The organism is Veillonella parvula (assembly GCF_945949885.1).
Taxonomy (GTDB): Bacteria; Bacillota; Negativicutes; order Veillonellales; family Veillonellaceae; genus Veillonella; species Veillonella parvula_B.
Map to the genome: position 1 here is coordinate 25,969 of NZ_CAMFFZ010000022.1, position 12,761 is coordinate 38,729.

General features: G+C 36.8%; 11 protein-coding genes and 1 pseudogene. 3 read left to right on the top strand and 9 right to left on the bottom strand.

Annotated elements, in window-relative coordinates:
* Window positions 1–89 precede the first annotated feature (89 nt).
* Both Q7O55_RS07255 and pta read right to left on the bottom strand, forming a co-directional pair.
* Complete coding sequence (locus tag Q7O55_RS07255) at window positions 90–749, bottom strand: DUF542 domain-containing protein (protein WP_303929481.1); 660 nt, start codon at window positions 747–749, stop codon at window positions 90–92.
* Window positions 750–1,012: 263 nt separating this feature from the next.
* Window positions 1,013–2,011: a phosphate acetyltransferase gene (gene pta, locus Q7O55_RS07260; protein WP_303929483.1), complete on the bottom strand. Its 999-nt coding sequence runs from the start codon at window positions 2,009–2,011 to the stop codon at window positions 1,013–1,015.
* A gap of 382 nt (window positions 2,012–2,393) precedes the next feature.
* Here pta and Q7O55_RS07265 point away from each other — a divergent pair, with 382 nt between their 5' ends.
* Entirely contained in the window at window positions 2,394–3,071 is a 678-nt protein-coding gene (locus tag Q7O55_RS07265) for a lactate utilization protein (RefSeq protein WP_303929485.1), read from the top strand.
* Here Q7O55_RS07265 and Q7O55_RS07270 read toward each other — a convergent pair.
* From Q7O55_RS07270 to Q7O55_RS07295, 6 genes are all read right to left on the bottom strand, one after another.
* Complete coding sequence (locus Q7O55_RS07270) at window positions 3,049–3,324, bottom strand: helix-turn-helix domain-containing protein (protein WP_227037261.1); 276 nt, start codon at window positions 3,322–3,324, stop codon at window positions 3,049–3,051. The two genes, Q7O55_RS07265 and Q7O55_RS07270, sit on opposite strands and share 23 nt — an antisense overlap.
* Before the next feature lie 355 nt (window positions 3,325–3,679).
* Window positions 3,680–4,792, bottom strand: a complete 1,113-nt coding sequence (locus Q7O55_RS07275) for a site-specific DNA-methyltransferase (RefSeq protein ID WP_303929487.1) — start codon at window positions 4,790–4,792, stop codon at window positions 3,680–3,682.
* Complete coding sequence (locus Q7O55_RS07280) at window positions 4,776–5,600, bottom strand: hypothetical protein (protein ID WP_303929488.1); 825 nt, start codon at window positions 5,598–5,600, stop codon at window positions 4,776–4,778. The genes Q7O55_RS07275 and Q7O55_RS07280 overlap by 17 nt, the downstream gene beginning before the upstream one ends.
* Before the next feature lie 139 nt (window positions 5,601–5,739).
* Entirely contained in the window at window positions 5,740–7,095 is a 1,356-nt protein-coding gene (locus Q7O55_RS07285) for an NAD(P)-dependent oxidoreductase (RefSeq protein WP_303929490.1), read from the bottom strand.
* Between the two features lie 341 nt (window positions 7,096–7,436).
* Entirely contained in the window at window positions 7,437–8,483 is a 1,047-nt protein-coding gene (locus Q7O55_RS07290; RefSeq protein ID WP_303929491.1) for an alpha/beta hydrolase, read from the bottom strand.
* Between the two features lie 104 nt (window positions 8,484–8,587).
* Complete coding sequence (locus tag Q7O55_RS07295) at window positions 8,588–9,118, bottom strand: phenolic acid decarboxylase (RefSeq protein WP_303929492.1); 531 nt, start codon at window positions 9,116–9,118, stop codon at window positions 8,588–8,590.
* Between the two features lie 294 nt (window positions 9,119–9,412).
* On the opposite strand from Q7O55_RS07295, the gene Q7O55_RS07300 reads away from it, so the two are divergent.
* Window positions 9,413–9,961, top strand: coding sequence for a PadR family transcriptional regulator (locus Q7O55_RS07300; RefSeq protein ID WP_303929493.1), 549 nt, complete (start codon window positions 9,413–9,415; stop codon window positions 9,959–9,961).
* Window positions 9,962–9,994: 33 nt separating this feature from the next.
* Window positions 9,995–10,448 (top strand): annotated as a pseudogene (locus Q7O55_RS07305) (aminotransferase); the annotation flags it as partial.
* Window positions 10,449–10,673: 225 nt separating this feature from the next.
* On the opposite strand, the gene Q7O55_RS07310 reads toward Q7O55_RS07305, so the two are convergent.
* The gene (locus Q7O55_RS07310; protein ID WP_303929494.1) at window positions 10,674–12,320 is read right to left on the bottom strand and encodes a DUF438 domain-containing protein; all 1,647 of its coding nucleotides are present in this window, start codon (window positions 12,318–12,320) and stop codon (window positions 10,674–10,676) included.
* Window positions 12,321–12,761: the final 441 nt, after the last annotated feature.

The window sequence follows — 12,761 nt, forward strand, 5'->3', positions numbered from 1 at the left end:
AAGACACCAACCCTTCGATTGGTGTCTTTACTACATCCAAGGAGCCATTTTGTCATAGAGCCTTGTCGTTATACAGATGATATTATAATCTATTTCATGTCAAACAAAACAGAATTTTCTAAGAAAATATGTTCATGAAGACCTTCTTCTAAGGCTTTCATGGTCTTAAATACATAGATATAAGTAGCACAGCCATCTGCTGGTGCTGTGTACTGGTTGGTCAATGCACTTAAGGATTCCAAAAGTACACCTGCAGCTTCGTGTTCAGCCCGAAGTTCATCAAAGTCTATGGGTTTACCCGCTTTAAACTCAGGAAAGTCTACATGTTCTTCATGCCGGAAATGAGGTACAAGAGCGGATTTGAGTTGCAAAAAGGTTTGATAAATCTTTGTCAATTCCTCACCATGATGGTCATAATGTACATTTAGTAGTTTTGCCAATCCTTGGTCAATTTCATCAATCATATTCAATTGTTCTCGATGATAGGTATGAACGATGTAGTCAATCAATTGGTCTTTAGAATAACTAAGCACCTCTGCACGAGAAGATTTCTGAGCAACTTGTACATCATTTAACATAGCAATGTATGCATCCACATCTTTACCTGTTTCTGCAATAGCCTCTGCTAAAGGATGTCCACCACCACAGCAAAAATCAATTCCATCTTTTGCTAATACATCCATTAACTCTGGATTTACTTTAACCGCATCAGCTACGGTCATGGATTTATTAATAGTTTCAAAACTCATAAGATACACCTCCAATGGTTTACGCCGATCTATATTCTTATAGTTATACTATACGATCAACCATGGATTCTGTCTGTCGCAGTGGCTACGAATTTGAAAGTAACATGACAACAATGGTAAGGCTGTAGAAAATAACATAAAGTAATGAATATAAAAATATATGGATATATATTGAACATACAAAAAGCTGGCCCCATAGAGCCAGCTTTCAGCATATCAAAATATATATGACATATGTTTATATATAATTGTGTGAGTAACTATTAGATGCTTTCAATAGCAGCAATAGCGGCAACGTCTACAACGTCTTGAGCGGAGCAACCACGGGAAAGGTCATGAACTGGTTTAGCCAAACCTTGAATCAATGGGCCAAGAGCATCAGCGCCGGAGAAGCGTTGTACCAATTTGTAACCGATGTTAGCAGCTTGAAGATCAGGGAAGATCAAGATGTTAGCTTTACCAGCTACGTTGGAGCCAGGAGCTTTCTTTTCTGCTACGGAAGGAACGATGGAAGCGTCCAATTGTAATTCGCCGTCGAATTTGAAGTCAACATTGCGTTCTTTCAAGATGTTAACAGCTTCAACCACTTTATCTACTTCAGGAGTGGAAGCAGAACCTTTTGTGGAGAAGGACAACATGGATACGCGAGGATCAGCCATGCCAACAACTTTGCGAGCTTTTTCTACAGTGGATTCTGCAATATCAGCCAATTGTTCGCTAGTTGGGTTAGGCAATACGCCGCAATCGGAGAATACAAGCATACCGTCGTCGCCATATTCTTTTTTGCTTGTGAACATGAACATGGAAGAAGATACAGTTTTAAGACCTGGTTTAGTACCTACAACTTGTAATGCAGCGCGCAATACGTTTGCAGTTGGGCAAGCAGAGCCAGCAACCATGCCGTCTACTGCACCAAGGCGAACAAGCATAGCACCGAAGAACAAGCAATCACCTTTCATAGTTGCATCAGCCTTTTCAGGAGTCATACCTTTTTTAGCGCGCAATTCTACGAATGTATCAACCATTTCTTGGTAACGATTGTAGTTAGCAGGATCGATGATTTCAGCACCTTCAATGGATACACCAACAGCTTTAGCAGCTTCAGCGATTTCAGCAGGGCTACCAACGAGTACAGGTGTTACGAAACCTTCTTTCAAAATAATTTCAGTTGCTTTCAATACGCGTTCATCTTTGTATTCTGGCAACACGATTTTTTTACCTAATGGTTTTACTTGGTCTTTTAATTTTTGAATTAAATCCACGATTTTTGCCTCCTTAACATTGGCTTTACGCCATATCAATACTATTATTATAGCAAATTCAACCTATTGATAAAAGTAAAAATTATTTCTTAACATATCATTCCTAGTATTATACTCTTTTTGTGAAAGTTGGAACTCATTCCAACTTTTCTCAATTTTAACTATCAACTTGGATTTCATTCCACCTTTTTATCATTTTAAATATAAGATTGGATTAGATTCCTAATTTTTTAATTTAAAACCTAACGCCTCAAATAAGTTTTATCTACGAACTACATACCAATAATTGAACTCTTTACACATACACGCTACAATAATAGAAATAAAATACGGATAGCAAAATGCCAATTTATATTCCTTATACACTCATTTAGGAGGGCTTATGGCAAATACTGAGACAACAATTAACGCCGTTATAAATCCAGAAAATAACGAAACGCCTATAGACATAGAGAAGACGATTAAAGCCTTGGAGCGAAATAAATTTGTAGTTCATTATTTTGAAACAGGCGCAGAAGCTATTTCCTATTTAAAAGGTCGTATTCAAAATAAACGTGTAGCCATCGGTGATTCTCACACCTTATTGGAGCTCAAGGTTCATGATGTCTTAGCCCAGGTCAACGATGATATAACAGATATTCAACGTCCCCTTTCTGGTGAAAGTTTCCGCGACACCGCATTGCGTACCATGGGGCGTGATGTATTCCTCACCTCTGTAAACGCTCTTGCTCAAACGGGAGAGATGGTTAATATTGATGGTACGGGTAATCGTGTTGCAGCCTCTTTATTCGGCTCTCAAGAGGTATTTTTTGTGCTAGGCATCAACAAAATCACGCCAGATTTAGCTTCCGCCATCTATCGCGCACGAAATGTAGCCGCTCCGCTCAACAGTAAAAAGAATAAAAAGAGCTCTCTCAATCCATGTGCTACATTAGAAGAAAAATGCTACGATTGTGGTTCTCCGGATCGTATATGCAATGCATTAACGATTTACTATAAAAAGATGCGCAATATGCAAACCATGGAAGTCATCATCATTAATGAATCTTTAGGCTTCTAATTGTTTGCGGCCCATTCAAAAAATCTTGTATATTCATTTCTCCAAGTCCATATATGACTCTATAAATTGTAGACCACCGAGGATCTACAGCACCACTTTCAAGGTCACTAATATAAGATTGGGCTAAACCCGATTTATCTGCCAATTGATATTGAGTCATTCCCAATTGTCTACGCCAAAGTAAAATCAATACACCAAGCTTGTGAACTTCTTCTCGAACTTGTAGATCTTGACAACATACGATAGGATTCATGGCAACCTCTATCTACTTTCTCCCTCAACACATATTTATGCCTTTACTATAAATCTAGGCTCAATCATTTCCTAGTAATGGTTGAAAAGCGATAACACAAAAGCCTTAACAAAACCAATGTACAAATCAGTTTAGTTAAGACTTTTTTTCTTATGTGTATTATATTGCGTAGAGTTTCATCATTTCGTGGAATTTTAGCCAAATTTCAAACATAGAATCTCTAAAATCATTAAAACCACTGGTAACGTATAGCTTTTAAAAAATTAAGGTATAATAATCCCCAACGCAAGCTTCTTGAAATCTAGAATTATTAATTTTATAATTCGTTTATATCAAATATAAATAAAGTTATCTCTCAACATTCTTCTAATGAAAATATCTTTATACCTTCTAGGCTAGGTCTATTCTCTACAACTTGTTTTGATACTATAGATTTATCAATACCAATAACATATCTATTATGTTTTTTACCTGCTTCTAAAAATGAACCTGATCCACAAAAACAATCCATTATTACAGAATTTTCATTAGATGATTGTTGAACAATCATTTCTAACATCTCCATATTTTTTTCAGTTGGATATAATGGTCGTTGAGGGTCCTTATAATTCTTCCAGACATCTTGAATTTTTTTTCCTCTATGCTCAGAAGCATATTTAATAACACGAGGCACCTGATTTTTAGACCATTCTATACAGCCGGCTTGATCAAGCTCTGTTAATTTATCAGGCGAATACCGCCAATGCCGCCCCTTAGGTGGAAGCATCCCATTCCAATATGACCCAGTCACACCTTTATTAGTTTCGCCCGGTGCATGACATGGTACAGTAGTATATTTTCTACCGTCTGAATCAACTTTTCTATATAGTTTATCAAGCTCACTTTTTTCCAATTTAATTCTTATATCATTAAATATATTTTTATTTTTTTGCTTAGAATATACTAAAATCAAATCCTTCTCATTACCATAAGCTCTTCTAGAAAAATTTTTAGGGTTAGATTTAACCCTAGCAATATCACTAACAAAATTCTCAATACCAAAAACTTCATCCAAAATCAACTTGATATAATGCCCCACCTTATAATCAATATGAAAATATAAAGTTCCTCTAGGACTTAATAACCGCCTAATTAAAACCAAACGCTCTCTTATAAACTCCAAATATTCCTCTACATCCATATCATCATGATAGGCAACTAAGTTGTTTTTAGATGTACTTATTGTTGATGTAACTTCTTCATCATAGTAAAATGCCCCTTTAGTATTAAATGGTGGATCAATATATACTAGATCTATTGAGTTTTCAAATTTATTCAATAATTGAACCATACCATCAAAATTATCTCCAAATATATATATTCCTAAGTTTGATATATTTATAGGTAGTTGACGTATATTATCCCTTTGAACATCTATAATATTTTCAATTTCTTCTATAGCTTTTTTGTTTTTATATATAATCTCCAATGTTCGCCTTCACATCCTCTATAAAGTCAGATAATAAAACAGCTGATAATACAACCTCATCATTAGTTAAATCATCTTGTAATCGTTTATACATTTTATTTCTACTTCTAATATAAAGAACTCCATCCAAAATCGATATTAATAGAACGTTATAATTTGACTCCCCTAATGTTGTTCTCATTGTTGCTAATGCATCCTCAAATTGTGCATTTTGATGCCCACCAAAATCAGTCAAAAACTTGGCTTCCCCCATAATAAAAAGCCCATTAACTCGAGCCAAAAAATCAAGACCTTTTTCTCTATTATAGCCCAAATATCTATGAGCAAACTCTTTTTTTACTTGATCTGAACCAATAAAAACACAGTCGCTTGAATCCCTCAAAAAATCGCGTTCTGTTTCAACCAAAGTTAGCCCTAACATACCACTTCTTAACCAATTATTAAACAATGGCCCCATTTGCCTATTAGTTTCTTTTGGTTCACGGATTCTTCTAATAACTTCTTCTGCCCCAATTTCATATATTTTATTTGTAATCCGATTAACTACTTCTGGATTGCGTAAAATTGCATTATTATCTTTTCTTAAATACGCTACATAAGAATCCTTAATCGGAAACAACTCCTGTTGTAAAAGATAATTAATTAATGTTGTATTATCCCCATCTTCAATAGCCTTAATAATGGTATCTATAACATCTGCATCAATATTTCTACACTCATTATTAGCCATTGGGTAAATTTCATACAATCTATCTAAATATGCCTCCGTATTAGCAATCTCTATGCTTCTTTCTGTCCAGTAATTCATATACTAACCTCCCAATTAATATAAAATTTAATCACCTTTACATAAATTATAATAAATTCTAACCTATGTTACAAATTAAAATAATAGCTAGACAGTCTATACAAACCATCTAGCTATATAAATATTAAAAAATATGTAGTTATTTTTGTACAATGCTTTCTTGTGCTTTTTTGATTTCCATGTATTTAACCATGCCATCAACAGCTTTTTTAGCTTCACGCATAGCCAATACTACGGTAGCAGGTTTGTGAACAACGTCACCACCTGCAAATACACCTTCACGACTAGTCATACCATATGGATCTTCAGATGTAATAATATAACCTTTTTCATCTACTTTTAAGTTATTACCTTCACCTACAAGACGAGCATTTGGTTTATGACCTGCGGCGATAATGATTTTATCAACAGGCATTACTTGGAAGTTACCAGTGCCGTGGATACCTGCACCATCTTCGTTAAGCGCCATCACTTCATATTTAAAGCCTTCTACCTTATCTGTACCTTCTACGCCTACTGGAGAAGCAAACCATTGGAACTGAACGCCTTCAGCACGAGCTTCTTCGTATTCAGACAACAAGGCTGGCATTTGTTCTTGGCTACGACGATATGCTACAGTTACCGCTTCGCAGCCTAAACGGACGCATGTACGAGCCGCATCCATCGCTACGTTGCCACCGCCGATGATGATAACACGGTCTCCTTTTTTTACAGGAATTTGTTCTTCATCAAGTTCCCCATTTTCTACCAATTGTACGTTAGTCAACAAGTACATCGCTTGGAATACACCATGCACTTCATCATTTTCCATGCGCACTTCTTGAGGAATATGTGTACCAGTACCGATAAAAATAGAGTCAAAACCTTCAGCAAAAAGATCATCCAAAGTTTTATCTTGACCAATAAATGTATTACATACGAATTTAACACCTAAGCCTTCAAGACGAGCGATTTCACGACGTACAACGGCTTTGGACAAGCGGAATTCTGGAATACCGAATAAGAGTACGCCACCTGGTTCAGATTGGCCTTCAAATACAGTTACCTCATAACCGAGTTTAGCCACATCACCAGCTACGGACAAACCTGCAGGCCCAGAACCTACTACAGCTACCTTACCGAGATCTTGTTTGATTTTCTTAGGTTTGCGAAGTTCATTGATACTTTCAAAGTCAGCCGCGAAGCGTTCCAATTTACCAATGTTAATAGGCGGTTTTTTCGCCTTATTCATGATACAGTTGCCTTCGCATTGATTTTCTCGTGGGCATACGCGACCGCAAATAGACGGTAAATTTGTTCGTTCCGCCAAGATATCATTAGCTTCACCAAAATTACCACGTGCGATAGCTTGGATGAAACGAGGTATTTCGTTTTCAATAGGACAGCCCATACGGCACAAAGGCTTTGGACAATTTAGACAACGTTTCGCCTCTGCGAGCGCTTCCTCCATCGTATAATCCGCATCAAAATGTAGTGGTTTTAATTCGTTACTCATGGCACATGCCTCCTAACAAGGATCCAGTACTATACTTACAGCGTTGCATGCACCTAAGCATTCCGATGAGCCCTCTCACATAGGGACGCCGCCACATGCTGCTAACATTTATCTTTTGTAACCATTTGATAGACGTGTGGTCACTGGTCAGACTCACACTATTCTATAGTATATTCTAAATTGTGAAAGTCCCAACAGTCAAGCAAATATCACACGTTTTGTATACGAATATAACCCTTATACTTGCAAGGAGTGCATAGAAAAAGAGGCACCAGTAGGCACCTCTTTCCAATGTAAGGTTTATGTCGTTAAATTTGGTTCAGGATTAACTTATAAATATATTATTTATTTTTTAATGTGCGATCAAAGAAATCTGTAATGATTTTAACGATCTCTGGTTGAACCCATAACACGCCCCCATGAGGTGCATTTGCTACGACATATCTTTCTGCAGAGATACCTTTCTTTTGTAAGGCTTGTTGCAAAATGTATGTTTGACTTGGGGAAACCGCTGTATCTTTATTGCCATGCATCAACAAGAATGGTGGTGTCTTATCGGAAATATAATGGATAGGATTCGCCAATTCTGTCTTAGCTGGATCCGCCATAACACCACCATCTAAGCCCCCAAATACAGGACTACCATTAATCCAAAGGGCTTCTGTCGCAGCAGGAGACATATGTTTTTTCTGTACCTCTGGGGAATAATCATCAGCAACCTTTGTTAAATCAGACAAACCATATGTATCTACAACAGCTTGTACATCACTAGATACGTTAAGGTTTTCACCGACATCAAATTGCTTTTGTCCATTAGTTGCGCCCCCCATAGCTACTAAATAGCCACCAGCAGAGCCACCTAATAAACCGATTTTATTAGCATCGATATTATATTTATCTGCATTAGCACGTAAGTAGCGAACTGCTGCTTTTACATCCTCTAACGGCTTAGGGAATTGTACGGTCGGAGCTACACGATATTGAATGCTCGCAACCACATAACCTGACTCTGCTAGATCCATACGCTGCTGAATATAACTGTCTTTATTGGCATTGATGAATCCACCACCTGTCACATATACGATAGCAGGCAACTTCTCTTTAGTTTTTGGCACCATAATATCCATTTTCATAGCTACATTATCATAGCCACGCATTGGAACTTGCTCATACACTACGTCAGAAATGTAATTGATGTATGGTCGATTAGGCTCAACTTGAACTAACTTAGATCCTTCAGGTACGACAATATTAGAAATATCTTTACTTACAGCTGTAGCATTTAGATTTTCTGCTTCTGCATCCTTTAAAGATGGACCTTGAGTTGCTGCCATGGCACCGCCTGTAATCAATGACGCTACCATTGTAGCAATTAGTATTTTTTTCATATATTACCTCTTATTACTTAAATATTTAAAACCCTTACAGAATTAAATACCTACAATAAAATAATCTATATTATTATAAAATTCACTATTAACTATTTCCATTACTATTTATGAATACGTTGATAATTTTCATCAAAATATTTACCATTGCGAATATCATCAGTCATCCCTTTATACGGAGCTTCTGCAATGACATCTTCATTATCAACACCAGCTTTGCCCATATAGGTAATCTTCGCAAATTCTGGAATTAATAACTTAGGATAATTTTCGTATTTTTCACGAGATTCTTCCATCAAGGCAATATAATCATTTTGGAAGCATACCGTAACCTCTGGATATTCCTCAACCCATTTAGGAAAGAAAATAGTGCCATGCATTAATTTTTCATTTGGCATAAAATCAAGTGCCACATCTGTACCAGTTGGCTCAGTCCAAGTTACTTTAAAAACACCATCAGTCAATTTACAAATATCTGCTTTTTGATCTTTTACCCAACGGCCTGCCACCATACCACCATGAATACGATAATCTACAGTATGATCATTTTTACAATACCATTCATACTCCCAACCGTTATCATATGTATAGATAAAATGAGTACCTACAAAATCTTCTAAATTTTTATATTCCATAATCTATTCCTCTCAACAAATATAATCGCTTTTATAAAAGACATCAGTCAATTCCATATATTCAGATCAATTATCTAATCTATGATACACTTGAATTCAAATTTCTATATTCAGTAACACCATATATGTAATTAATGACATGTTTTATAGTTCAATATTATATCTTTCTTTTATATATGTCAATATTTACATATTCAATTTTACATATTAAAATAGATATGTAAATTGTTATAATTATGAATCAAGTTATTACTATAAACGAAGTATAATTCTTACTTTTACAATGAGGACTAGATGGCACAGAAAAATATATTACAATATATCTTACTCGGTCTCATATCCCTCCAAGATATGTCTGGCTATGATATAAAAAAATTATTTAATACAGAATTATCCGATTTTTGGCATGCTAATCACAGTCAAATTTATCCTGAATTGAGACGACTAGAAGCAATGGGCCTTATTGAAGCAAACACTAAAATTGTCGGTGAAAAGTTAGAAAAACATCTCTATCATATTACACAACAAGGCCTAACTGTACTACATCACTGGTTAAAAGAGCCTTTAAACGATGTGCCCCCTAGCAAGGACGAATTTCCCATCAAAGCGTATCTAATTAGTGATGCGAAAAATCCAATACTGATGGATTTAATTACAGAAGAGATTGCACGTCATAAAATTAAACTAATATATCTTAATAATCGCATGTCTACAGTTTCTACCACAGACACGGTTAATCATTATGGCCATCTTTTAATCCTAAGGCGCGCAATTCATCGTGAACAATCCTATTTATCATGGCTATCAGCGGAAAAGAAATCCTTAGAGCAACTCACCAAATAATACCAATCAGATGCATCCATTAAGAGGTTCTCAATGAATACAGCAGAATTTACCGAAAAATACTATATTGACCGCCAAGGATCTCATTCCCGCAAATGGGACGGTGAACATTTAAAATTTAGCTGCACAGACCTATTACCACTATGGGGGGCAGATATGGGACTTTATGCCACCTCAATGCATTCAAGAGGCCATTTGCAACTATGTCAAAGCCAATCCATTAGGTTATACCATGACAAATCCGAATTATATAGAGGCCGTTATCAGTTGGTATAAACGCCGTCATAACTGCACAATCATTAGCGACTGGCTTACCAGTGCTCCCAATGTTATTACTGGTATTATGTGGTGTATCGGAGCTTTCACCAAACCAAACGACGCCATCGCCGTTCTAAGTCCTGTATACGGCGCCTTTGATGCAAGCGCTAGCGATGCACAGCGTCAAATCATCGCTGTTCCTATGAAACGGAGCGAAGATAACCGCTACCCACAGCATTATTAGAAATATTTAAAATATCAGCCATATTAAGCATAGTAATTGTATCCAATCATACTATCCCCCTACACAACCTTAGTACATAAAGGGATGTATGTGCGATAAGCTATAAGACATACAAAAAGGCTGCTCTACCATCAAATGGTGTTAGAGCAGCCTCTTTTCTATATATGCCTTATATATGTTACCTATTCAGGTTACCACATATATAGGGTCTTATTTAGTTCTAGCGAAATGATCTTTTGCAAATTGCATATCTTGTACGAGTTCCAATGTACCAATATAGTTATTGTTTGGGTCACGAACAGCCATATAATTGACATAGAATGGGCGACCTTGCTTTTCAAGCCATACCGCTACATTATCACGATCACCTTTACGGAAGGAATCAATGATACCACGTACGATTGGTTCTACCTTTGGCGGATGGCAAGAGTATACATCGCGACCGATAGCTGTAGTAGGGCGTTTAAAGACCTTTTCACCATCGTTGAAGTAACGGTTAATGTCTTCGTGGTCAACGAAGGTTACTTCCATTGGCATTGTATTAAGCATGGCATTTAATTGATCCACAGTTAAGCTACCACCTATTAGAGCAATAGTATTATCATCGCCACTTGCTTTTGTTGTTTGTGTAGCTAATGCGGCTTCAGCCTCTGTCCAAACAGTGCGTTTTACCCCAAAGATTTCTTCATACTGCGCTGTATCTTTGTAGATTTGATACCACTCTTCAGTGCTGAAGTTTTCTGCACAGATTGGGAACAAAATATTTTGTTCTTTATAAATCATTTCTTGAGCACGTGTAAGAAGCTCACCAAAACGTCTATACCAATCATCTACGCTTTGGCTAGACTTAGCTAAATCACCTAGTTGGTCCCGAATATCACCATCAACAGTCCACATGACCATAGATGGACCAGAAATATCATAGGCTACTTTCAAATGCGGATACAAAAGGTCACCCTTCTTAGCATAGTGAACAGATACTTGACGCACTGCATTTACATCATCAACGGTTGCCGTTTTATCTGCCACTTTAGGTCGAATGGATTCAATTAACGCATCAAGAGCCTTGTTTTCTTCTGTTAATCGATTGAGTGGATGACCTACTGTTTCGACTAACGTTACTACGCTTTGACTTTTTTCTTGTGCTTCTAGTACAGCCTCAACCTTAGCATGTTCAGACTCCATTTGTTCATGGATAGTGGAGCCGTGGAACAAGGCAGAGTGAAGGTCACATAATTGTTGAACCTCAGCCAACGGCGTACCTTCACGCATGAGGCCTTGCTCAGCTTTCATGATTTCACTAGCCTCAACATGGGCGAATTGACTAGCAAAGTCTTCACGAACCGCACCAAGGTCTTCACCTGTGCCTAAACGTTTCAAGAAGCCTTTGAGCTGCTCTACGCGTTCGCTATCTTGAACAGTATCTTCAGCCTTAGTTTCGGAATTCTCGTCAGTGTTAGCTGACGCTGTAGTAGATACTGGTGTACTGCTTTCTACTGCATTTGCTGCAACTGTACTAGATGCTACGTTAGCAGATACGTCCGTAACATTAGACTTTGTAGCCGCTTCAGTAGGTGCCACACCAGAATGCTCCGTAGTTTTCGCATCATCACCCGATAAGTTTGGCATTTCACCTTCTAAGGTAAAACCAGCTTTCATGAAAGCACCCACGATATTGATCATGGATACGCCTTTCATCTTAGCCCCTTTCGGGATGGTCATGATTTTACCAACAGAGTTCAACATCACCTTGTTTGTGATTTCGCTGAACCCTAATTCTTTCATAATATCTGCTACTTCAGGATATTCTTTTACCAAATCATATACAGATTTGGATAGATCTAATTTCTTTTCCATTTTGAGCCCCTCATGTCAAAATCTTTATAAAATACTTACTAATATTAATGAGCCCCTATACGTAAAAATCTCGCATATAAGGCTATCTATTTACTGTAAAAGGTCTATATATAATGACCTATGAATCTATGATAAGCGATATCGATTAGAAAATCTGTATCCGTGGCAATACTTTTGAAAGTAATTCAAAAATTTTCAAAATATTATGTAACGCTTTACCAATAGTAACTCTTTACCAATAAAATAAATTATACGCTTATACGCTCGAAAACAGTAAAAAAAGATAAAAATAACGGATAGATGATTATCCATCCCGGCTCATACATGAAGGGAGACACATCAACTATCCGTTATATATTTAAATTACTTGTCTATTACTATTTCTGTTTCTGTTTCTGTTTCTGTTTCTGTTTCTGTTTCTGTTTCTGTTTCTGTTTCTGT